Below are 22,836 nucleotides of genomic sequence, written 5' to 3'. Positions count from 1 at the left end.
CATTTGCTTTTATTTCAATGTAGTAGTAAATAATTCTATTTTAATTCATTTCCTAATTCATCATAGTTGGCGGAAGCATTTGCCTACCTTCACCCAAAAGGGAAACCAACTATAATGACAGATCTTAAAGTAAATAAACCAGAACCATTTTTACCGCTAAAAGATGTCACTATATATAATAGAGGGGAAGATATTAAAAGTATTATAAAAGTATTAGAAGCTGGTAACCCTGTTTTAATTACTGAATTCTATAATAACGGCTCCGTACTGCTTAACGGTTTACAAGAACATCTTAATAGAACATTACCTAATACATCATTTAAAGAGCAGCGGGCGTTTCGTGCGGTTTATCACAAGCTTTCAAACCTTATTATTGTAGAAATTGAAAACCATCAAATACTAGTAAAGAAAGCACCAATTATAGGATGGCTAAAAAAATTATATCCAGAAACGAGCGATTTTTTATTAACCCTTCCGCAAGTACAAGGTCTAAATAGTGCATGGCAATGGTATACAAACGGCATTACAATTCCTGGATTGCGAAATAAAATTTATCCGTATTATGGAACGTATTTTCCAACACGCTTTGAGCATTTAGAATTGTTTGATAATTGGTTAAAACGATATTCAGGACCTAAAAAGTCTGCCATAGATGTTGGTGTTGGCAGTGGTGTCTTAGCATTACAAATGGTAAAGCATGGATTTCAAAAGGTTTTTGCAACAGATACAAATCCTAATGCTATAATTGGTTTAACAGAAATGATGGGAGATACTAAACTCTCTCGGAAAATAGAACTCGATTTTGGATCGCTTTTTGGCAAGTGGACAAATAAAACAGAACTCATTGTTTTTAACCCACCTTGGTTAGCCGAAACACGAGATTTAAATAATCTAGATGAGGCTATTTATTATAATGACACGTTGTTTTCTGAATTTTTTGAGGCCGCAAAGCAAATGTTATTACCAGATGGCAAACTGGTACTCATCTTCTCAAATTTCGCGCAAATAACAGGTGTAGCCAAATCTAATCCTATTGAACAGGAAATCGCTGAAGGTGGGCGGTTTCAATTAGAAAAGTGTTATAAGAAAAGCGTTAAAAAAGGATCTGATAAAACAAAACGAGATTTAGATCATCGTAAGAATGAAGAAGTAGAACTTTGGGTTTTGACTCATGTTTAAAAATGCTGTTTTAGATCACTGATAAAAGTAGAAGTGAGAACGTAAATTTTATCATTTAAAAGCATAAGCCTGGGAGTTACTCAGGCTTATTTTTGTTTAATCTTATTGAGACTGTAAATAAGCAATTTGTTTTCTATTGTAATTGACACAGAATAAGTTCTGAATTAAAATCACTTAGTACTACTTTGTAATTTACCGATTATAGAGGTTGAACTTTTTTGGCTGCTTATTGGCATTAAAATACCGAAATTTTACATATATTCGCTGAAATACATATTTTAACGATAAATCACGCTTAACCTAATAGGTAATGATAGTAAAGCAGTTATCTCTCAAAGAAACGACCTGGCATAATAGTATTCAAAATATAGATTTTGTTCCTAATATCGTCTTATTATTTGTGTCGCCTTTGTTTAATGCAAAAACAGATCTGGTTTATCAATTATTAAAAATGTATCCTGAGGTAAAACTTTTAGGCTGTTCTACGGCAGGCGAAATATCTGGAATTACGGTAACTGACGAAACTGTATCATTAACTGCAATTCAATTTGAAAAGGTGCAGCATAAACTAGAAACAGTTGAAGTAGAAAATAGAGATCAAAGTTTCGATGCCGGTGTTGGTTTGGCTCAAAAATTAAAATCTCAAGATTTAAGACATATTCTCTTATTTAGTGATGGACTTAATGTTAATGGAGCAGATTTAGTGTCTGGTTTAAGAAGTGTTTTACCAGATACAGGTATTACGGGTGGTTTAGCTGGTGATGGTCTCAATTTTAAGGAAACATTTGTGATCTCAAATAGTCTAATTTCAGACGGAATTGTTGTCGGTTTAGGTTTGTATGGAGACGATTTAAAAATAAGCTATAGTTCTAAAAGCGGATGGGATGGTTTTGGTATTGAACGATTGGTAACCAAGTCTGAAAATAACGTTTTGTATGAACTAGATGGTTTGCCTGCTTTACAAGTTTATAAATCATTTTTAGGAGATAATGTAACAAGTCTGTCAAGCTTAGCTTTACGTTTTCCACTTAGTATACGTATCAATAAAACGGAAGAACCGGTTGTTAGAACTGTTTTAGATTTAGATGAAGAACAACAAAGTTTAACGTTTACGGACAGAATTCCAGAAGGTGCGTTAGTGCGCTTAATGAATTCTAATGTTAATCGATTAATTGATGGAGCAAAGGACTCTGCCAAAGAGGCGACTAATGCAATCAATAAAAATGCAGAACTAGCCATTTTAATCAGTTGTGCAGGAAGACGATTAATGCTTAAACAGTTGGTCGAAGAAGAGGTTGAGGTAGTCCGAGATATTATTGGTGAAAAACCTGAAATTACAGGCCTTTACTCTTATGGTGAAATAGGTCCGTTTAGGGAGTTTGCACCTTGCCAGTTTCATAACCAAACTATGACAATTACAATATTATCCGAATGTTAAAAGGAAAACAACATCGGCTTTTAGATAGACAAATCGCTAAAGCTGGATTTGAAGCTGCAGATTTAGAGAAATTTAAAGATTTTTTTAATGCTGTAAATGATGCCTATCATGGTTTTGATGAAGACCTTAAACATGTCGAAATTATTTTAGAAGAGAGTTCTAAAGAACTTTATAAAACAAATCAATCTTTAAAATCTGAAGTTGTTAGAGCAGAATCTGAGATCAATATTATGGTTGATACAATTGAAGGTGTCATCTTTAAAACCGATATGGATGGCAATTTTAAGTATTTAAATAAAGGATGTCTTGAGTTAACGGGTATTTCTGCAGAAGAAGGATTAGGCAAAAATTATCTAGATTTTTTAATTGGTAAGAATAATAGCGAAAACGAAAAACTTCAAACGTTTTTTTCGGATTACCATGAAGATTTTGTTACCCTATTTAAGTTTTTTAAGCCTACAGGCGAAAAAGTATGGATTCAACTGCGCTTGGTGCTTACATACGATGATGACGGAATTGCTAACGGCACTATTGGTACAATGACCGATGTTACTCAATTAAAGGAAACAGAAATTAAACTAAATCTAGCCAATAAAACTAAGGACGAATTTTTATCTACAATGTCGCATGAAATCAGAACACCATTAAATGCCGTTATTGGTATGTCTGATATTTTATTAATGGAAAATTTTTTACCAGAGCAATTAGAAAATCTTCAAGTATTAAAATATTCTAGTGAGCATTTATTAGCTTTAATTAATGACTTACTAAATCTCAATAAATTTAAATCTAATGAAGTAAAATTAGTTGAAGATGATTTTAACCTTTCAGAACTAATTCAAAATATTCAACTACATTTTAAACATACAGCAGCTAATAATAGTTTAAGTTTCGAAACCATATTAGATAGTAGCATTCCGGCTGTTTTAAAAGGAGATAGTTTAAAACTATCTCAAGTATTAAAAAACCTACTGAGTAATGCTTTTAAATTCACTCATAAAGGCGGTATTGTTTTTAATGTAGAATTATTAAATTTAGACTTAGATGTTACAATAATTAGGTTTAGCGTAAAAGACACTGGTATTGGAGTCTCTTATGATAAACAAAAAGATATTTTTAAAAGTTTTGTGCAAGCCAGTGATAACACGTCTCAATTATATGGTGGTTCTGGGCTTGGGTTATACATATGCAAAGAGTTATTAAGTATTCAATCTACAAATCTTCAATTAGAAAGTGTTGAGGGAGAAGGTTCAAAATTTTGGTTTGATATTTCACTCAAAAATTCAGATAATGAAAGCGCTTTAAAACAAAATCAAATATCAAAAACAAATCCAATTGCTTTAAAAGTGCTTGTAGCAGAAGATAACCAAATTAATGCTTTGGTACTTAAAAAGTTATTTAATAAGTGGGAAGTCACTTATGAAATAGCGAAAAACGGGCAAGAGCTTTTAGATATTTATAATCACAAAGATTTTGACTTAATTTTAATGGATTTGCAAATGCCCATATTAAACGGATATGACACCACTAGATTTATTAGAAAAATGAATGATAAAAGTAAAGCTACAATTCCTATTATTGCGCTTACAGCTTTTTCTCAATCTGAAGTTAAAGAGAAAACAAAACGTTATAAAATGAATGGTTATCTCAGTAAACCATTTAATGTTAATGAACTGCATGAGCTTCTAAGTTTTTATAGTGTTAGAAAACAAGAAGCCGTATAGGGGTTTTAATCTAAGATTTTAGTATTTTAGGACATGCAAGAAGACTTCCTTCATTACATATGGAAACATAAAGCCTTCGATACATCTTTGTTAAAAACAACAAAAGATGAGTCTATTACTATCGCTAATTTAGGGCAACACAATCATAATGCTGGTCCAGATTTCTTTAATGCGCAATTAAGTATTGCCAATCAGCTTTGGGCTGGTAATGTTGAGATTCATATTAAGTCTTCAGATTGGTATGTACATAATCATGAAACCGATAAAGCCTATGATAATGTTATTCTTCATGTAGTTTGGGAGCACGATACCGAAATTTTTAGACAAGACAATTCTGAAATTCCTACTTTAGAATTAAAACATTACGTTGATAAAACGTTACTTCATAAGTATCAAAAACTGATGCAATCAAAATCGTGGATTAATTGTGAGTCTGATTTTAACGAGGTTGATGATTTTCTACTTAATAATTGGTTAGAGCGTCTTTATATAGAACGCTTGGAACAAAAATCAGAAACAATTCAACACTTATTAGAATCTTCTAATAACGATTGGGAAGCAGTTTTGTTCAAAATGCTATTGAAAAACTTCGGGTTAAAAGTAAATGGTGAGCCTTTCTTAAGTTTAGCAAATTCCTTTGATTTTTCAATAATTAGAAAATTGCAAAATGAAGTATTAAATCTAGAAGCCTTATTTTTTGGACAGTCGGGCTTATTAGAAGAAAACAACATTGAAGATATTTATATTTTAGATTTAAAAAAGCGTTATAGATTTATAAAACGAAAATTCAATCTAGATAATAAAGGAGTACTACCGTTACAGTTTTTTAGATTAAGACCACCAAATTTTCCAACCATACGTTTATCTCAGTTTACTAATTTGTATAATTCAGAACCAAATTTGTTTTCAAAAGTGATGGACTTAAATACGCTAGATGCGTTTTATAAATTCTTTGATAAAGGAGTTACTCAGTTTTGGATGACGCACTATACATTTGCCAAATCTTCAAAAGCTTATAAAAAAGGAATAACCAAGTCTTTTATAGATTTATTAATAATTAATACACTCATTCCGTTGAAATTCAGCTATGCTAAAGCACAAGGAAAGTCAATTGAAGAAGATGTTTTTAAGCTTTTAAAAGAGATTAAAATGGAAAACAATAGTATTATTTCTAAATTTTTAGATTTAAAAACTTTTGAGAAAAACGCCTTAAATTCTCAAGCTTTATTGCAGTTAAAACATCAATATTGTGATAAAAATAAGTGTTTACAATGTGCCATTGGTAATAGCTTTATCGTGAAAATTAAGTAACTTGCAGCATATGCCCTAATTAAGCAATAGATATAAACTTATGAATTGGTTCTACAACCTCTTATTATATTTTCAAAAACGCGGCTATTACGTTTGTCAACGTATAGCAGATCGTTTAGGGATTAGAGCAAAAATCGTAAGAACTTCTTTTATATATCTTACGTTTGTGACTGTAGGTTTCGGATTCGCGCTCTATTTATTCCTAGCCTTTTGGATGCGTATTAAAGATATCGTTTATACAAAACGGTCTTCTGTTTTCGATTTATAATTTTGTTGATGTAATATGGATAATCCGTTATTAAAACTTTATAGGTCTAAGATCTACACAGCCATAATGATGTTGGTTTTGTTGCTTTGTATCGGTATATTAGGCTATAGATTTATTTCGGGGTATTTATGGCTCGATGCTGTTTATATGACAGTGATTACTGTAACAACTGTTGGTTTTGCAGAAGTTATTCCTCTCGATCCTGCTTCTAAGATTTTTACAATTTTTTTAATTTTAACCAGTGTGGTAATTGTAGGTTATGCCATTTCTATCATAACCGATTATATTCTTAGTAGAAATAATATGGAAGACATAAAACAACGTAGGATGCAAAAGAAAATTGATGCAATGACTAATCATATCATTATTTGTGGTTATGGTCGTAACGGCAAACAAGCAGCAAAAAAGTTAAGTGATTACGGAAAATCCTTCGTCATTATCGAACGTAATAAGGATATTATTGAAAAATTTCAAGACGATGCAATTACGTTTATTGAAGGAAATGCTAACGAAGATGAAACCCTTTTTGCCGCTGGTATCGAAAAAGCAAGTACGCTAATTTGCGCCTTGCCAAATGATGCAGATAATTTATTTGTGGTATTATCAGCGCGTCAGATTAATGCAAAACTATCTATCATAAGTAGAGCTTCTGAGGAAACGTCGTACAATAAGCTAAAATTAGCAGGTGCCAACAATGTTATTTTACCAGATAAAATTGGAGGAGATCACATGGCTTCTTTAGTGGTGATTCCAGATTTAGTAGAGTTTATCGATAACTTAGGTATTATTGGAGAACGTAACATTAATATTGAAGAAGTTAAAGTAGAACAACTTTATAATATGAGTGATGTTAAAACAATAAGAGACTTAGATTTACGTAAAAATACAGGCTGTACAGTCATTGGATTTAAGAATGATAAAGGCGAATATATTGTGAATCCTGAAGCAGATACAGAATTGATTCCTGGCTCAAAAATCATTGTTTTAGGACGACCAGAACAGATTATAAAATTGAATTCTCAGTACAATATTGAATGATAAATACATTCATTTTATGAGTCGATACTTTACAAGCTCAATTTTTTTTTGCATCTTGTCATCTTTAAAATGCAATAACTAACCATAAAACTAACTAATAACTACAACTCATGAAGAAATATCTTCTATCAATTTTTACATTTTTATTACCCTTTTTGACTTTTGCACAGGAAACAACTTCCGAAAAAATTGATGCTATTTTTAAGGATTACACAGGCTGGTTTGTTGAAGCTATTTTTTACGAAATTCCATTTTCAGAAACTTATAAAATTCCATGGGTACTTATTGTCTTAATTGGAGGTGCATTGTTTTTTACGATTTACTTTAAATTTATCAATATTACAGGCTTCAGAATGGCTATTAGAGTTGTTAGAGGTCAGTATGAAGATATTGAAAAGCATGGTGCCGATAATTTATATGGAGAAAATGCATCGGATAATTTAGCTGATATTCAACAAATAGAAACTGAAAAATCAAATGCAGATACCCTTTATGGAGATAGTACAAGTAATGAAGGTGAAGATGTTATTGAAACGATAAGAGATGAAAGTGCAGACGGTGAAGTTTCGCACTTTCAAGCTTTAACAGCAGCATTGTCTGCCACTGTTGGCTTGGGTAATATCGCAGGTGTTGCCGTAGCCTTATCTATTGGTGGTCCTGGTGCAACATTTTGGATGATTGTTGCTGGTCTATTAGGTATGGCTTCAAAATTTGCAGAGTGTACACTTGGTGTAAAATATAGAGATGTTGGTGAAGATGGTACCGTTTATGGTGGTCCAATGTATTACTTAACCAAAGGTTTAAAAGCCAAAGGTATGGGCGGTTTTGGTAAAGTGTTAGCTGTATTATTTGCCATATTTGTTATAGGTGGATCTTTTGGGGGTGGAAATATGTTCCAAGCCAATCAAGCTGCTGCACAATTTGTTAAAGTATTCGATCTAGATCCAGCGTCTAACGCAGGTATGTATTTTGGTATGGTTATGGCTGTACTTGTTGCTATAGTAATTATTGGTGGAATTAAGCGTATTGCTAAGGTGACTGAAAAAGTAGTGCCGTTTATGGCAGGAATATATGTATTAGCGTCCTTAATCATATTAGGAGCTAACTTTAGCTTAATTGATGATGCTTTTGCATTGATTTATCACGGAGCGTTTTCAGGACTAGGAATAGCAGGTGGACTTGTAGGTGTAATGATTCAGGGTATTAGAAGAGGTGCTTTTTCTAACGAAGCAGGTGTTGGTTCTGCTGCAATTGCGCATTCAGCTGTTCGTACAAAATATCCGGCATCTGAAGGTATTGTTGCTCTTTTAGAACCGTTTGTAGATACGGTTGTAATTTGTACAATGACTGCATTAGTAATTGTAATCACTAATTTTGATGGTGGTTTTATGGAATATGGAGTTGAAATAACAGAAGGTGTAGAAATTACAGCTACAGCTTTTGATTCTGTAATTCCGCATTTCTCAATTGTACTTACGATTGCAGTAATATTATTCGCATTTTCAACGATGATTTCTTGGTCTTATTACGGTATGCAAGGTTGGGTGTTTTTATTCGGAAAAGGTAAAATATCAGACTTAGCTTATAAAATCTTATTTTTATTCTTTGTTGTTGTAGGAGCATCAATAAGTTTAGGTGCTGTTATTAATTTCTCTGATGCTATGATTTTTGCAATGGTAGTACCGAATATAATTGGTGTAATTATATTATCACCTATTATTAAAATGGAATTAAAGAAATACTATAAAGCGATCAATGTTAAGAATGATGCTATTGAAGAAGGTGCAGAAGATTTAAATGAAATATTATAACTAAAAAATAATCTCATATGAAATCCCATTTCCAGTTTTCTAATAAACAACGGAATGGGATTTTTTTATTGTTAGCAATTGTACTTATTGGTCAATGGTTATATTGGTTTGCTCCCAATGCCTTTGCAACGTCGAATAAAAACCTAACAGAAAATAAAAATCAAATAGACGCTTTTAAAAACGAATTAGATTCACTTCGTTTGGTTGAATTAGAGAATAGTAAACCAAAAATATACCCTTTCAATCCCAATTACATTACAGATTATAAAGGTTATTCTCTAGGAATGACCAATGAAGAAATTGATAGACTTCATAAGTTTAGAGACAGAAATCAATGGGTAAATTCTGCTAAACAGTTTCAACACGTCACTAAAGTTTCAGATTCTTTTTTAGGAACTATTTCCCCGTATTTTAAGTTTCCAGAATGGGTTACGAATCCTAAACCAAAATCTCAAGCGTTTTCAAATTCCTATTCAAGTAATACAAAACCAAAAGCATTTGATCAAAAAATAGATTTAAATACTGCCACGGCAGCTCAATTAAAGAAAGTGTATGGGGTCGGAGAGAAACTCTCTGAACGGATTATTACCTATCGCAATAAATTTAACGGTGGTTTTATTGCAGATGTGCAGTTGAGTGAAGTTTATGGCTTGTCTCCAGAAGTTGTAGAGCGCATTCAAAATGACTTCACAGTTAAAACACCAAGAGCCATTAAAACCTTTAATATAAATACGGCAACTAGAGATGAATTAGTGACCATTCAGTATGTAGATTATGAAGTTGCAAATAATATTATTGAAGAACGAACGCTAAGAGATGGCTTTAATTCTTTAGAGGATTTAACAAAAGTAGAGGATTTTCCTATCCAAAAAATCGAGATAATTAAGTTATATTTGTACCTATAACAAACAATAATTTATGTCTAATTTATATTTCACTGAAGAGCACAATTTATTCCGAGAAAGTCTCAGGAGTTTCTTACAAAAAGAAGTAGTTCCACATATTGACAAATGGGAAGAAACAGGTCACATAGAACGTTTCATCTGGAAGAAGTTTGGTGATATGGGATATTTTGGTCTTGCAACACCAGAAGCTTATGGTGGATTAGATTTAGATTTATTTTACACCGTAATTTTTCTTGAAGAAATGCAACGCATCAACTCTGGTGGATTTGCAGCTGCAATGTGGGCACATGCTTATTTAGCGATGACTCACTTAAATAAAGAAGGAAATCACGAGCAAAAAGAAAAATATCTTACGCCAAGTGCATTAGGTGATGCTATTGGTTGTCTTTGTATCACAGAGCCTTTTGGAGGAAGTGATGTTGCAGGTATGCGCACAACGGCTGTTAAAAAAGGAGATACTTATGTAATTAACGGTTCTAAAACCTTTATCACAAATGGTGTTTATAGCGATTATTTAGTTGTTGCTGCTAAAACGAGTCCTGACTTGGGAAATAAAGGGATTAGTATTTTTGTAATGGATAGAGATACACCAGGTATTTCTGCGACGAAATTAGATAAGTTGGGGTGGAGAGCTTCCGATACAGGTGAAATAGCCTTTGATAATGTGGTGATTCCTGCGTCTAGTATAATGGGTGAAGAAGGACAAGGATTTCCGTATATAATGCAACACTTTTCATTAGAGCGTTTAATTATGGGTGTAAATTCTCATGCTAGAGCACAATATGCTTTAGAATACGCAAAACAATACATGTCCGAAAGAACGGCTTTTGGAAGAACCATTGATAAATTTCAAGCTCTAAGACATACTTATGCCGATTGTGAAACACAAATGGAAATTTGTAAGCAATTCAATTATTACGTTGCTAAACGTTTAGACATGGGAGACTATGTTGTAAAAGAAGCGACAATGTCTAAGTTACAATCCACAAAAATGGCAGATGATGTTATTTACCAATGTCTTCAATTTTTAGGAGGTTACGGTTATATGGAAGATTATCCTTTAGCCCGTATGTCTAGAGATAGTCGATTAGGACCAATTGGAGGGGGAACATCGGAGATACTAAAAGAAATCATTGCTAAGATGGTAATCGATAATAAAGATTATAAGCCAGCGACTTAATAGTAAAATCATAATATTTATTTGTAGGTTTAATCCTGTGTAATTGCAAACTCGTGAATTTATTCACGAGTTTTTTTATGATTTGTCGTGTTTTTGTATGAATATCTAATGATTTATCAACACGATAACGTTTTCGTAATTTTCAGAGTTTTGCCTGCTGTCTATAATCCTGTAGTTTTAGAATTGTAAACAACTCTAGATATTATGAGAAATTTTAAACTTTTAGGTATGGCATTTTTAGCCTTATGCCTTTTTAATTGCAGTCAAGATGAAATTGTTGAAGAGCAACAAGTAATTAAGCCTACAAAAACAGACATTGAATATTCTAAACGAGCAGGACTAAAACCAATAGGTTCGGGCGTAATGATGCAAGCTTTTTATTGGGACGTTCCTGCAGGTGGTACGTGGTGGAATACAATTAATTCTAAAGTTGCCGATTGGAGTAATGCTGGTATCGATGCTATTTGGCTTCCGCCAGCTTCAAAAGCACATAATGGCCCCTTTTCAATGGGGTATGATCCTTTTGACTATTTTGATTTTGGAGAATATAACCAGATGGGTAGTACAGAAACACGTTTTGGTTCTAGAGCTGAGTTAATTAATATGATTACTACGGCACATAATAACGGACTTAGTGTCATCGCAGATATTGTTATTAACCATAACAGTGGTGGAGCTAGTGAGGCTAATCCATATACAGGTGGAAATACATGGACGGACTTTAATCCTATGTCTGGGAGTTTTCTTCGTTCGGCTACCGATTTTCATGCTAATAATGTTCACTCTAATGATAGTGGTGCATTTGGTGGTTATCCAGATTTATGTCATCACCAAACGTATGTACAAGATTGGTTGTGGAAAAACTCAAATAGTGTAGCAAAGTACTATAGAGATGTTATAGGTTTTGATGGTTGGAGATTTGATTATGTAAAAGGATTTGAGCCATGGGTTGTTAAGGATTGGAAAAATGAAGTTGGTGGTTTTACAATAGGTGAGTATTGGGATAGTAATGTGTCAACTTTAGATACATGGACAAGTAGTGCCGAAGCTAGTGCATTTGATTTTGCCTGTTATTATAAAATGAAAGATGCATTTATGGGAAATGATTTAACGGCTCTTAATGATAATATGTTATGGAAACAAAATGCATCAAAAGCAGTTACTTTTGTAGCGAATCATGATACAGATGAAATAATCGATAATAAAATTTTGGCCTATGCATACATATTAACACATGAAGGTTATCCTACTATTTTCTATAATGATTATGAAGAATGGTTGAATAAAGAGCGTTTAAATAATTTGATATGGATCCATAACAATTTGGCTGGTGGTTCTACAGATATTCTACATGTAGATACGGACGAATATATAGCAAGACGAAATGGATATAGTAATTCTGGTCTGGTAGTTTATATTAATAATTCGAACTCATGGCAAGAACGATGGGTGGAAACTAATTGGTCTAGCACTGTGATTAAAGATTATACAGGGCATTCGGGTTGGGAACCAACAACACAATCAGGTAAGTGGGTTAAAATTCAAGCACCCCCAAAGAGTTACTCGGTTTGGTCTGTAAAATAGATTTGGCTGAATAAAAATTTAAATCCTACCTATGTGTAGGATTTTTTTTGTTCGTACTCAATATTAGTTGAAGTTAATAGTTATATTTAAAATTCATCAAACAAATTTAATGAGTCTAAAATCGTTTTCAGATTATTTATTATTAGAAAAGGCATATTCTAAGCACACAGTATTGGCTTATACACGAGATGTTGAAAATTTTCAAGATTTTTTAAACAAGTATCACGATTCACAAAATGTAGCTCAAGTAGGTTATTCTGAATTACGACAATGGATTGTTGCTTTGGTAGATCGTAAAATTACTAACCGAACGATTAACAGAAAAGTATCATCACTAAATACGTATTATAAATTCTTACTAAAGACAGAAGATATTGATGTCAACCCTTTAAAAAAGCATAAAGCTTTAAAAGTAGGGAAGAAGGTTCAATTGCCGTTTTCTGAACAAGAATTAAAATTGGTGTTAGAAGATGCTATTAATATCGATGATTTTGAAAGTGCAAGAAATCAATTAATCATAGAGTTATTTTATGCAACAGGAATCAGACGTATCGAACTCGTAAATTTAAAGTTATCAGATATCGATAGTGGCAATCATCAAATTAAGGTAATTGGTAAACGCAATAAAGAACGTTACATTCCTTTAATTGATTCCATAACTAAATCATTAAAGTGCTATTTAAAATATAGAAGCGAATTGATTAGTATAGAAGATGGGGAGGTTTTGTTTTTAACAAAAAAAGGTCTTAAAATTTACGAAAAGCTTGTTTACAGAATAATAAATAAGTATTTTAGTATGGCATCTACGAAAGCAAAATGCAGCCCTCACGTATTAAGACATTCGTTTGCAACGCACTTACTAAACCAAGGTGCAGATTTAAATGCAATAAAGGAACTTCTTGGACATACAAGTTTGGCAGCAACTCAAGTGTATACACACAATAGTATTGCCGAATTAAAAAAAGTACACGCCAAGGCACATCCACGAAATCAAAGTTAGGTTCAACTAACTTTTACAAATCCGTGTTAGATCAAATCATCTAACGCTTATGTTTAATTTAAAATAAACTAAATGAAAGTAAACACTCAATCCGTAAATTTTACAGCAGATAGCAAGTTAATAGAGTTCATTCAAAAACGAATGGATAAGCTAGATATGTTCTATGATAAAATAATTCAATCCGATGTATATCTTAAAGTTGAAAATACAAGCGATAAAGAGAATAAGATCTTTGAGGTTAAGCTTAGTGTACCTGGTGATAGCTTCGTAGTAAAGAAACAATGTAAATCTTTTGAGGAAGGTGCAGATGCCGCAATTGCCTCATTAGGAAGGCAAATCAAAAAGCGAAAAGAAAAATTAAGAGCACATAGTTGAATTTTTTTTAAAAAATGTTTTGAATAGTAAAATAAAGTCTTACATTTGCAGTCCGTTAGAAATAGCGGACTTTTTTACACTCTAATTTAGATGGTAAATAAGTAACAAAAAGCCGATGTAGCTCAGCTGGCTAGAGCAGCTGATTTGTAATCAGCAGGTCGTGGGTTCGAGTCCCTCCATCGGCTCTTTAAGAGTTTCGTTTTTAATAAAACAAACACTTAACGTTTTTGAAATATTGAAATTAAGTTTTGGGGAGATACTCAAGCGGCCAACGAGGGCAGACTGTAAATCTGCTGACTACGTCTTCGCAGGTTCGAATCCTGCTCTCCCCACAAATATTTTTCGCAATTAGTTAATAAAAGTTATACCTTTGCAAAACTAAATGCCGAAAATTATTTAGATTAATTAATCAAAGCGCCTAGCGAAGTGATTGATTTTGAAATATTGAAACCATTAATTAAGTAAGATTAATTAAGAAATGCGAGAGTAGCTCAGTTGGTAGAGCGTCAGCCTTCCAAGCTGAATGTCGCCGGTTCGAACCCGGTCTCTCGCTCAAAATTTGCGAATTAAGACGCGTGATTTTCACTTCGTAAATCTAACCAATCGGTAATCGTAAATGAAATGCCGGTGTAGCTCAGGGGTAGAGCGTTTCCTTGGTAAGGAAGAGGTCACGAGTTCAATTCTCGTCATTGGCTCTTTTTTCTAAGACACATTTAGAATAACAATTGAACACTAATAATATAATAAGATTAAAATAAATTAAACATGGCAAAGGCAACTTTCGATCGTTCAAAACCGCACTTAAACATAGGTACTATTGGACACGTAGATCACGGTAAAACAACTTTAACTGCTGCTATTACTAAAGTATTAGCTGATGCAGGTTATTCTGAAGCAAGATCATTTGATCAAATTGATAATGCACCAGAAGAAAAAGAAAGAGGTATTACAATTAATACTTCACACGTAGAATATGCAACAGCAAATCGTCATTACGCTCACGTTGACTGTCCAGGTCACGCGGATTACGTAAAGAACATGGTTACTGGTGCTGCTCAAATGGATGGTGCTATTTTAGTTGTTGCTGCAACAGATGGACCTATGCCACAAACACGTGAGCATATCTTACTTGGTCGTCAGGTAGGTATTCCTCGTATGGTTGTATTCATGAATAAAGTGGATATGGTTGATGATGAAGAATTATTAGAATTAGTAGAAATGGAAATTAGAGATTTATTATCATTCTATCAGTATGATGGTGATAATGGACCTGTAGTTGCTGGTTCTGCTTTAGGTGCACTTAACGGTGAGCAAAAATGGGTAGATAGTGTATTAGAGTTGATGAATCAAGTTGATGCTTGGATTGAAGAGCCTACTCGTGACATGGATAAGCCGTTCTTAATGCCTATTGAAGATGTATTCTCAATTACAGGTCGTGGAACTGTTGCTACAGGTCGTATCGAAACTGGTGTTGGTAATACAGGTGATCCAGTTGAGATTATCGGTATGGGTGCTGAGAAATTAACATCTACAATTACAGGTATTGAAATGTTCCGTCAAATATTAGATAGAGGTGAAGCTGGTGATAATGCTGGTATCTTATTAAGAGGTATTGAGAAGTCTCAAATCTCTAGAGGTATGGTTATTTGTAAGCCAGGTTCTGTAACACCACACGCTAAATTTAAAGCTGAGGTTTACGTTCTTAAAAAAGAAGAAGGTGGTCGTCACACACCATTCCATAATAACTACCGTCCACAGTTTTACGTTCGTACAACGGATGTAACTGGAAACATTATGCTTCCTGATGGAGTTGAAATGGTAATGCCAGGTGATAACTTAACTATTACAGTTGATTTAATTCAACCAATTGCAATGAACGTAGGTTTACGTTTCGCTATCCGTGAAGGTGGTAGAACAGTTGGTGCTGGTCAGGTTACTGAAATTTTAGAGTAAACATTACAGTTAAAATAATTAATTAAGGTGTCTCGATATTTCGGGACGCCTTGATTATTGTTTACGGGTTTAGCTCAGTTGGTAGAGCACTGGTCTCCAAAACCAGGTGTCGTGAGTTCGAGTCTCTCAACCCGTGCAAAAAGTATAAATGGATTATTTTTTTAATCCTTAATAAAAGTAATAATCAAATGGCAGGATTAATAACGTACGTAAAAGAATCGTTTGGAGAGTTAAAGAACAATGTGTCTTGGACACCTTGGCCTGAAGCTCAAAAATTAACAGTGATTGTTGCTGTGTTTTCAATTATTTTTTCATTAGCCATTTGGGGAGTTGATACTGTTTTTAGTAGAGCAGTAAAAGCTTATTTTGAAATGATTCACTAACAATTATACAAGAAGAGAGTATGTCTGATAAAAAATGGTATGTTGTTAGAGCGGTAAGCGGTCAAGAAAACAAAATCAAAACTTATATTGAAAATGAAATTTCAAGATTAGGTTTAGAAGATTTTGTAGATCAAGTTTTAGTCCCAACCGAAAAAGTAATTCAAATACGTAACGGAAAAAAAATTAACAAAGAGAAGGTTTATTTTCCAGGTTACATTATGGTTCAAGCCAATTTAAGTGGTGAGATTCCTCATATTATTAAATCGATTACCAACGTTATCGGTTTTCTAGGTGAAACAAAAGGTGGTGACCCTGTGCCATTAAGACAATCTGAAGTAAATAGAATGTTAGGTAAAGTAGATGAGTTGTCTGTAGAAGCAGATGCTAATGTCGCAATTCCATTTACAAAAGGTGAAACTGTAAAAGTTATCGATGGTCCATTCAATGGTTTTGATGGTACAATCGAGAAGATTAATGAAGAAAAGCGTAAGCTTGAGGTAATGGTTAAGATTTTTGGAAGAAAAACACCATTAGAGTTAAGTTATATGCAAGTAGAAAAAGTTTAATAATTGTTACATAAAGAGCGTGTTATCTATGCTTCCAATATAGATAGGCGTATAAAAATTAAAAAATGGCAAAAGAAATAGACAAAGTAGTTAAGCTACAAGTTCGGGGAGGTGCTGCGAATCCATCGCCACCGGTAGGACCCGCTTTAGGTGCCGCTGGAGTTAATATCATGGAGTTCTGTAAGCAGTTTAATGCTAGAACACAAGATAAACAAGGTAAAGTTTTACCTGTGGCAATCTCTGTTTACAAAGACAAATCATTTGACTTCGTAATCAAGACTCCACCAGCAGCAGTACAATTATTAGAAGCGGCCAAAGTAAAGAAAGGATCAGGAGAACCAAACCGACGTAAAGTAGCAAAAGTAACTTGGGATCAAGTAAAAGCGATTGCTGAAGACAAAATGGTAGATTTAAATGCCTTTGAAATCGGATCAGCTATGAAAATGGTTGCCGGTACAGCAAGATCGATGGGTATCACTGTTAAAGGAGGAGAAGCTCCAAACTAAATTTTTAGAAATGGCAAGATTAACAAAGAAGCAAAAAGAAGCAAGAGGAAAGGTTGATAATAACAAGATTTACTCTTTAGAAGAAGCTTCAGCTTTACTAAAAGAAATTACATACACAAAGTTTGATGCTTCTATCGATTTAGCAATCAGATTAGGTGTAGATCCACGTAAAGCCAATCAAATGGTGCGTGGGGTAGTTTCATTACCACACGGTACAGGTAAAGACATGAAGGTTCTTGCACTTGTAACTCCAGATAAAGAAGAAGAGGCTAAAGCAGCTGGCGCGGATTATGTTGGGTTAGATGAATACTTACAGAAAATTAAAGATGGTTGGACAGATGTTGACGTTATCGTTACTATGCCAAGCATTATGGGTAAGTTAGGACCATTAGGTAGAGTATTAGGACCAAGAGGTCTTATGCCTAACCCTAAGACAGGAACAGTAACTATGGATGTAGCTAAAGCAGTTGCAGAAGTAAAAGCTGGTAAGATAGATTTTAAAGTAGATAAAACAGGTATTGTACATGCACCAATTGGTAAAGCATCGTTTGATACTGATAAAATTATTGGGAATGCTCAAGAATTATTATCTACAATTATGAAGTTAAAACCAACTGCCTCAAAGGGTGTTTATGTAAAGAGCATTTATATGTCTAGTACAATGAGCCCAAGTATTGCAGTTGATACAAAAATAGGATAGTAGTTAAACTTAGAATATTATGACAAGAGAAGAAAAATCCCAAGTAATTGAAGAGTTGACTGCTCAATTAGCAGATAATTCAAATATCTATTTAACAGATATTTCGGGATTAAATGCTGTAGCAACTTCAAACTTAAGAAGAGCATGTTTCAAAGCTAACATCAAATTAGCAGTTGTAAAGAATACACTTTTAGAGAAAGCAATGGAAGCATCGGATAGAGAATTCGGTGACTTACCTACAACTTTGAAAGGAAATACATCAGTAATGTATTCTGAAACAGGTAACGGTCCAGCTAAAGTAATTAAAGAATTCCGTAAAAAATCTGAAAAGCCTTTATTAAAAGGAGCTTTTATAGAGGAGACGGTTTACATTGGCGATGATTTATTAGATACTTTAGTTGATATTAAGTCTAGAGAAGAACTTATTGGCGAAATAGTTGGCTTATTACAGTCTCCTGCTAAGAACGTTATCTCAGCACTTAAATCAAGTGGAGGAGCTATTGCAGGTATCGTTAAAACATTATCCGAAAGAGAAGGATAATTTTAGTATTACACACATAGAAAATTATATTATAACACACATTATTAAACAATAGAAAAATGGCAGATTTAAAAGATTTCGCAGAACAATTAGTTAACTTAACAGTAAAAGAAGTTAATGAATTAGCAACAATATTAAAAGATGAGTACGGTATCGAGCCTGCTGCTGCTGCAGTAGCTATGGCTGGTCCAGCTGCAGGTGCAGAAGCTGCTGAAGAGCAAACTGAATTTGATGTTATCTTAAAAGCAGCAGGTGCTTCTAAGTTAGCTGTAGTAAAATTAGTTAAAGAATTAACTGGTTTAGGTTTAAAAGAAGCTAAAGGATTAGTTGATGATGCGCCAAGTCCAATCAAGGAAGGTGTAACAAAAGACGAAGCAGAAGCTTTAAAAACTCAATTAGAAGAGGCAGGAGCTGAAGTTGAGCTTAAATAAGCTTACTCATTCAACAATACAAGGTTTAGGTCTGGAGTCGTACTCTAAGACCTAAACCCTTTTGTGTATATAAACGTTATATACATTTTTAGTTTTTATTTTAATAAAATCTCGTTCATCAATGTTAGCAAAAAAGGCTGAAAGAATTAATTTCTCTTCTATTGTAAATAGGACAGATTACCCAGACTTTTTGGATATCCAAATTAAATCCTTCCAGGATTTTTTCCAATTAGAAACAAAGTCAGAAGAAAGAGGTACAGAAGGTTTATACAACACCTTCATGGAGAACTTCCCAATCACAGACACGCGTAATCAATTCGTACTAGAATTTTTAGATTACTTTATCGATCCACCTAGATATTCTATAGAAGAATGTATTGAAAGAGGATTAACATACAGTGTGCCTTTAAAAGCAAGATTGAAATTATATTGTACAGATCCAGAACATGAGGATTTCGAAACAATAGTTCAAGATGTGTATTTAGGTACTATTCCTTACATGACTCCGAGTGGTACATTTTGTATTAACGGTGCAGAGCGTGTTGTAGTTTCTCAATTGCATAGATCACCTGGTGTATTCTTTAGCCAGTCTTTCCATGCTAATGGAACAAAATTATATTCTGCTAGAGTTATTCCTTTTAAAGGATCTTGGATAGAATTTGCCACAGATATCAATCAAGTAATGTATGCTTATATTGATAGAAAGAAAAAATTACCAGTTACAACGCTTTTCCGTGCTATCGGATTTGAGCGTGATAAAGATATTTTAGAAATTTTTGATCTTGCAGAAGAAGTAAAAGTTTCTAAATCTGGTTTAAAGAAAGTTATCGGTCGTAAATTAGCTGCTCGTGTATTGAATACATGGCATGAGGATTTCGTTGATGAAGATACAGGTGAAGTTGTATCTATTGAGCGTAACGAAATTGTACTTGATCGTGATACAATTATAGACAAAGATAATATTGAAGAAATTCTTGAAGCAGACGTAAAAACGATTCTTTTACATAAAGAAAGTGCGCAACAAGGAGATTACGCAATTATTCATAATACATTACAGAAAGATCCAACAAACTCTGAAAAAGAAGCTGTTGAACATATTTACCGTCAACTACGTAATGCTGAGCCGCCTGATGAGGAAACAGCACGTGGTATTATTGACAAATTATTCTTCTCTGACCAACGTTACTCTTTAGGTGAAGTAGGTCGTTATAGAATGAATAAAAAGTTACAGTTAGATATCGGAATGGACAAGCAAGTTTTGACCAAATTAGATATTATAACTATTATAAAATACTTAATTGAGCTTATCAATTCTAAAGCAGAGATTGATGATATTGACCACTTATCTAACCGTCGTGTACGTACAGTAGGTGAGCAGTTATCTTCTCAGTTTGGTGTTGGTTTAGCACGTATGGCACGTACTATTCGTGAACGTATGAACGTTCGTGATAATGAAGTGTTTACTCCAATAGATTTAATTAATGCTAAGACTTTATCGTCTGTAATTAATTCTTTCTTTGGTACAAATCAGTTATCTCAATTTATGGATCAAACAAATCCTCTTGCAGAGATTACGCATAAGCGTCGTCTTTCAGCATTAGGACCAGGTGGTTTATCTAGAGAAAGAGCAGGTTTCGAAGTACGTGATGTTCATTATACACACTACGGACGTTTATGTCCTATTGAAACACCAGAAGGACCAAACATTGGTTTAATTTCTTCTTTATCTTGTTTCGCGAAAGTGAACGCTATGGGATTCATTGAAACTCCATATCGTAAAGTTGAAGACGGTGTTGTTGATATTAAAAATACGCCGGTATATCTTAGTGCTGAAGAGGAAGAAGATATGCTAATTGCACAAGCAACTATTAAGGTTGATGATAATGGTAAAATATTAGCAGATAAAATTATCTCTCGTCAAGAAGGTGATTTCCCTGTTATTGAGCCAACAAGCGTTAACTATACTGATGTTGCACCTAACCAAATTGCATCGATTTCAGCATCTTTAATTCCATTCTTGGAACATGATGATGCCAACCGTGCATTGATGGGATCTAACATGATGCGTCAGGCTGTACCATTATTACGTCCTGAAGCACCAATTGTAGGTACTGGTTTAGAGCGTCAAGTAGCATCAGATTCAAGAGTATTAATTAATGCAGAAGGAGCTGGTACTGTAGAGTATGTAGATGCTCAGAAAGTTACTATTAGATACGAACGTACTGAAGAAGCTGCAATGGTTAGCTTTGAGAGTGATACTAAAACGTATCCATTAGTAAAATTCAGAAAAACCAATCAAGGTACATCAATCAACTTAAAGCCAATCGTTGAGAAAGGAGATAAAGTTGAAAAAGGACAAGTACTTTGTGAAGGTTATGCAACTGAAAATGGAGAATTAGCACTTGGTAGAAATATGAAAGTAGCCTTTATGCCTTGGAAAGGGTATAACTTTGAGGATGCAATTGTAATTTCTGAAAAAGTTGTTAGAGAAGATGTATTTACATCTATCCATATTGATGAATATTCTTTAGAAGTTAGAGATACAAAATTAGGAAACGAAGAGTTAACTAATGATATTCCTAATGTTTCTGAAGAAGCAACTAAAGATTTAGATGAAAATGGTATGATTCGCATTGGTGCGGAAATCAAGCCAGGTGATATCTTAATTGGTAAAATTACACCTAAAGGGGAGTCAGATCCTACACCAGAAGAAAAACTTTTAAGAGCGATCTTCGGTGATAAAGCAGGTGATGTTAAAGATGCATCTTTAAAAGCATCTCCATCGCTTCATGGTGTAGTTATTGATAAAAAATTATTTGCCAGAGCCGTTAAAGATAAACGTAAGAGAGCTCAAGATAAAGAAGATATCGAAAAGCTAGAAGATGTTTACGATAACAGATTCGATGATCTTAAAAATGTTCTTGTTGATAAATTATTCAACATCGTTAATGGTAAGACAGCTCAAGGTATCTATAATGATTTAGGAGAAGAAATTATTCCTAAAGGTAAGAAGTATACATTAAAAATGTTAAATGCTGTAGATGACTATACGCACTTAACATCTGGAAAATGGACTACTGATGACCATACAAACGAACTTGTTGCAGATTTAATCCATAATTACAAGATTAAGGAAAATGATCTTCAAGGATCTTTAAGACGTGAGAAATTTACAATCTCTGTTGGTGATGAATTGCCTGCAGGTATCATTAAGTTAGCTAAAGTTTATATTGCTAAAAAGCGTAAACTAAAAGTTGGTGATAAAATGGCAGGTCGTCACGGTAACAAAGGTATTGTTGCTCGTATCGTTCGTCAAGAAGATATGCCTTTCTTAGAAGATGGAACTCCAGTTGATATTGTATTAAATCCACTAGGTGTACCTTCTCGTATGAACATTGGTCAGATTTATGAAACCGTTTTAGGTTGGGCAGGTAAAGATTTAGGAAAGAAGTATGCAACTCCAATTTTTGATGGTGCAACTCTAGATCAAATTAATGCTTATACAGATGAAGCTGGTATTCCAAGATTTGGACACACCTATCTTTATGATGGTGGAACAGGTGATCGTTTTGATCAACCAGCAACAGTTGGTGTGATTTATATGATTAAGCTTGGTCACATGATTGATGATAAAATGCATGCACGTTCTATCGGACCGTACTCATTAATTACACAACAACCATTAGGTGGTAAAGCACAATTTGGTGGTCAGCGTTTTGGTGAGATGGAAGTTTGGGCACTTGAGGCATATGGAGCATCAAGCACACTACGTGAGATCCTTACTGTAAAATCAGATGATGTTATTGGTAGAGCTAAAACTTACGAAGCAATCGTTAAGGGAGAGCCAATGCCAGAACCAGGACTTCCAGAATCGTTCAACGTACTTATGCACGAATTGAAAGGTTTAGGATTAGATATTAGATTAGAAGAATAATGTAAGGGC

Annotated in this window: 20 protein-coding genes and 5 tRNA genes; all 25 read left to right on the top strand. The window is 33.7% G+C overall.

The genetic code is table 11. From position 1 onward, the window contains the following. Positions 1–66 precede the first annotated feature (66 nt). The 25 genes from HM984_RS13240 (at position 67) to rpoB (ending at position 22,827) form a co-directional block, all read left to right on the top strand. A complete protein-coding gene (locus tag HM984_RS13240) occupies positions 67–1,179 on the top strand; it encodes a methyltransferase (protein ID WP_306455294.1) in 1,113 nt (370 codons plus the stop codon). Positions 1,180–1,489: 310 nt separating this feature from the next. Beyond that, on the top strand, positions 1,490–2,617 hold the full coding sequence (locus tag HM984_RS13235; RefSeq protein WP_179349486.1) for an FIST signal transduction protein: 1,128 nt from the start codon (positions 1,490–1,492) through the stop codon (positions 2,615–2,617). After that, positions 2,611–4,341 carry a PAS domain-containing hybrid sensor histidine kinase/response regulator gene (locus HM984_RS13230; protein ID WP_115809869.1) on the top strand — a complete coding sequence of 577 codons (1,731 nt, stop codon included), beginning with the start codon at positions 2,611–2,613 and terminating at the stop codon, positions 4,339–4,341. Before HM984_RS13235 ends, HM984_RS13230 begins: the two co-directional genes overlap by 7 nt. Positions 4,342–4,374: 33 nt before the next feature. Further along, complete coding sequence (locus HM984_RS13225) at positions 4,375–5,652, top strand: DUF2851 family protein (protein WP_179349485.1); 1,278 nt, start codon at positions 4,375–4,377, stop codon at positions 5,650–5,652. 40 nt (positions 5,653–5,692) lie between these two features. Further along, positions 5,693–5,920, top strand: a complete 228-nt coding sequence (locus tag HM984_RS13220) for a PspC domain-containing protein (protein WP_020896655.1) — start codon at positions 5,693–5,695, stop codon at positions 5,918–5,920. Between the two features lie 15 nt (positions 5,921–5,935). Next, on the top strand, positions 5,936–6,958 hold the full coding sequence (locus tag HM984_RS13215; RefSeq protein WP_179349484.1) for a potassium channel family protein: 1,023 nt from the start codon (positions 5,936–5,938) through the stop codon (positions 6,956–6,958). 110 nt (positions 6,959–7,068) lie between these two features. Continuing rightward, positions 7,069–8,769: an alanine/glycine:cation symporter family protein gene (locus HM984_RS13210; RefSeq protein WP_115809875.1), complete on the top strand. Its 1,701-nt coding sequence runs from the start codon at positions 7,069–7,071 to the stop codon at positions 8,767–8,769. Between the two features lie 17 nt (positions 8,770–8,786). Continuing rightward, positions 8,787–9,674 carry a ComEA family DNA-binding protein gene (locus HM984_RS13205; RefSeq protein ID WP_179349483.1) on the top strand — a complete coding sequence of 296 codons (888 nt, stop codon included), beginning with the start codon at positions 8,787–8,789 and terminating at the stop codon, positions 9,672–9,674. 13 nt (positions 9,675–9,687) lie between these two features. Then, complete coding sequence (locus HM984_RS13200; RefSeq protein WP_115809879.1) at positions 9,688–10,854, top strand: acyl-CoA dehydrogenase family protein; 1,167 nt, start codon at positions 9,688–9,690, stop codon at positions 10,852–10,854. A 204-nt stretch (positions 10,855–11,058) separates the two neighbouring features. Then, positions 11,059–12,438, top strand: a complete 1,380-nt coding sequence (locus HM984_RS13195; RefSeq protein WP_179349482.1) for an alpha-amylase — start codon at positions 11,059–11,061, stop codon at positions 12,436–12,438. A gap of 109 nt (positions 12,439–12,547) precedes the next feature. Next, on the top strand, positions 12,548–13,438 hold the full coding sequence (locus tag HM984_RS13190; RefSeq protein WP_179349481.1) for a tyrosine-type recombinase/integrase: 891 nt from the start codon (positions 12,548–12,550) through the stop codon (positions 13,436–13,438). A gap of 72 nt (positions 13,439–13,510) precedes the next feature. Then, entirely contained in the window at positions 13,511–13,813 is a 303-nt protein-coding gene (gene hpf, locus HM984_RS13185) for a ribosome hibernation-promoting factor, HPF/YfiA family (RefSeq protein WP_092469053.1), read from the top strand. Positions 13,814–13,924: 111 nt separating this feature from the next. Next, a tRNA-Thr gene (locus HM984_RS13180) sits at positions 13,925–13,998 on the top strand. Between the two features lie 65 nt (positions 13,999–14,063). Continuing rightward, positions 14,064–14,145 (top strand) — tRNA-Tyr (locus HM984_RS13175). Between the two features lie 148 nt (positions 14,146–14,293). Continuing rightward, a tRNA-Gly gene (locus tag HM984_RS13170) sits at positions 14,294–14,366 on the top strand. Positions 14,367–14,436: 70 nt separating this feature from the next. Further along, positions 14,437–14,508: transfer RNA gene (locus HM984_RS13165), tRNA-Thr, on the top strand. 70 nt (positions 14,509–14,578) lie between these two features. Further along, complete coding sequence (tuf, locus tag HM984_RS13160) at positions 14,579–15,766, top strand: elongation factor Tu (RefSeq protein WP_179349480.1); 1,188 nt, start codon at positions 14,579–14,581, stop codon at positions 15,764–15,766. Positions 15,767–15,829: 63 nt separating this feature from the next. Continuing rightward, a tRNA-Trp gene (locus HM984_RS13155) sits at positions 15,830–15,902 on the top strand. Positions 15,903–15,954: 52 nt separating this feature from the next. Next, positions 15,955–16,149, top strand: a complete 195-nt coding sequence (secE, locus tag HM984_RS13150; protein ID WP_020896663.1) for a preprotein translocase subunit SecE — start codon at positions 15,955–15,957, stop codon at positions 16,147–16,149. Between the two features lie 20 nt (positions 16,150–16,169). Next, positions 16,170–16,715 carry a transcription termination/antitermination protein NusG gene (gene nusG / locus HM984_RS13145; protein WP_092469059.1) on the top strand — a complete coding sequence of 182 codons (546 nt, stop codon included), beginning with the start codon at positions 16,170–16,172 and terminating at the stop codon, positions 16,713–16,715. 65 nt (positions 16,716–16,780) lie between these two features. Then, positions 16,781–17,221: a 50S ribosomal protein L11 gene (gene rplK, locus HM984_RS13140; protein WP_020896666.1), complete on the top strand. Its 441-nt coding sequence runs from the start codon at positions 16,781–16,783 to the stop codon at positions 17,219–17,221. A 10-nt stretch (positions 17,222–17,231) separates the two neighbouring features. After that, positions 17,232–17,921 (top strand): 50S ribosomal protein L1, encoded by a 690-nt coding sequence (rplA, locus tag HM984_RS13135; protein ID WP_115809887.1) that lies wholly within the window; start codon positions 17,232–17,234, stop codon positions 17,919–17,921. A gap of 19 nt (positions 17,922–17,940) precedes the next feature. Then, entirely contained in the window at positions 17,941–18,462 is a 522-nt protein-coding gene (rplJ, locus tag HM984_RS13130) for a 50S ribosomal protein L10 (RefSeq protein ID WP_179349479.1), read from the top strand. A gap of 59 nt (positions 18,463–18,521) precedes the next feature. After that, positions 18,522–18,893, top strand: coding sequence for a 50S ribosomal protein L7/L12 (gene rplL / locus HM984_RS13125; protein WP_115809889.1), 372 nt, complete (start codon positions 18,522–18,524; stop codon positions 18,891–18,893). Positions 18,894–19,014: 121 nt separating this feature from the next. Next, complete coding sequence (gene rpoB, locus HM984_RS13120; RefSeq protein ID WP_115809891.1) at positions 19,015–22,827, top strand: DNA-directed RNA polymerase subunit beta; 3,813 nt, start codon at positions 19,015–19,017, stop codon at positions 22,825–22,827. The last annotated feature ends 9 nt before the right edge of the window (positions 22,828–22,836 follow it).

Origin of the sequence: Winogradskyella pacifica, assembly GCF_013403915.1 — a bacterium.
In the GTDB taxonomy this organism is placed as follows: domain Bacteria; phylum Bacteroidota; class Bacteroidia; order Flavobacteriales; family Flavobacteriaceae; genus Winogradskyella; species Winogradskyella pacifica.
The sequence above is the reverse complement of the archived record's forward strand: the minus strand, read 5'-3'. Positions and strand labels throughout refer to the sequence as shown.

What these genes read in the sequence shown, in the direction of transcription:
- HM984_RS13220 (WP_020896655.1), top strand. Translation starts at nt 5,693, where the DNA reads ATGAATTGGTTCTACAACCTCTTATTATATTTTCAAAAACGCGGCTAT.
- HM984_RS13235 (WP_179349486.1), top strand. Translation starts at nt 1,490, where the DNA reads ATGATAGTAAAGCAGTTATCTCTCAAAGAAACGACCTGGCATAATAGT.
- HM984_RS13200 (WP_115809879.1), top strand. Translation starts at nt 9,688, where the DNA reads ATGTCTAATTTATATTTCACTGAAGAGCACAATTTATTCCGAGAAAGT.
- tuf (WP_179349480.1), top strand. Translation starts at nt 14,579, where the DNA reads ATGGCAAAGGCAACTTTCGATCGTTCAAAACCGCACTTAAACATAGGT.
- HM984_RS13225 (WP_179349485.1), top strand. Translation starts at nt 4,375, where the DNA reads ATGCAAGAAGACTTCCTTCATTACATATGGAAACATAAAGCCTTCGAT.
- hpf (WP_092469053.1), top strand. Translation starts at nt 13,511, where the DNA reads ATGAAAGTAAACACTCAATCCGTAAATTTTACAGCAGATAGCAAGTTA.
- rplJ (WP_179349479.1), top strand. Translation starts at nt 17,941, where the DNA reads ATGACAAGAGAAGAAAAATCCCAAGTAATTGAAGAGTTGACTGCTCAA.
- HM984_RS13230 (WP_115809869.1), top strand. Translation starts at nt 2,611, where the DNA reads ATGTTAAAAGGAAAACAACATCGGCTTTTAGATAGACAAATCGCTAAA.
- rpoB (WP_115809891.1), top strand. Translation starts at nt 19,015, where the DNA reads ATGTTAGCAAAAAAGGCTGAAAGAATTAATTTCTCTTCTATTGTAAAT.
- HM984_RS13205 (WP_179349483.1), top strand. Translation starts at nt 8,787, where the DNA reads ATGAAATCCCATTTCCAGTTTTCTAATAAACAACGGAATGGGATTTTT.
- HM984_RS13210 (WP_115809875.1), top strand. Translation starts at nt 7,069, where the DNA reads ATGAAGAAATATCTTCTATCAATTTTTACATTTTTATTACCCTTTTTG.
- rplK (WP_020896666.1), top strand. Translation starts at nt 16,781, where the DNA reads ATGGCAAAAGAAATAGACAAAGTAGTTAAGCTACAAGTTCGGGGAGGT.
- rplA (WP_115809887.1), top strand. Translation starts at nt 17,232, where the DNA reads ATGGCAAGATTAACAAAGAAGCAAAAAGAAGCAAGAGGAAAGGTTGAT.
- HM984_RS13195 (WP_179349482.1), top strand. Translation starts at nt 11,059, where the DNA reads ATGAGAAATTTTAAACTTTTAGGTATGGCATTTTTAGCCTTATGCCTT.
- rplL (WP_115809889.1), top strand. Translation starts at nt 18,522, where the DNA reads ATGGCAGATTTAAAAGATTTCGCAGAACAATTAGTTAACTTAACAGTA.
- nusG (WP_092469059.1), top strand. Translation starts at nt 16,170, where the DNA reads ATGTCTGATAAAAAATGGTATGTTGTTAGAGCGGTAAGCGGTCAAGAA.
- HM984_RS13190 (WP_179349481.1), top strand. Translation starts at nt 12,548, where the DNA reads ATGAGTCTAAAATCGTTTTCAGATTATTTATTATTAGAAAAGGCATAT.
- HM984_RS13215 (WP_179349484.1), top strand. Translation starts at nt 5,936, where the DNA reads ATGGATAATCCGTTATTAAAACTTTATAGGTCTAAGATCTACACAGCC.
- secE (WP_020896663.1), top strand. Translation starts at nt 15,955, where the DNA reads ATGGCAGGATTAATAACGTACGTAAAAGAATCGTTTGGAGAGTTAAAG.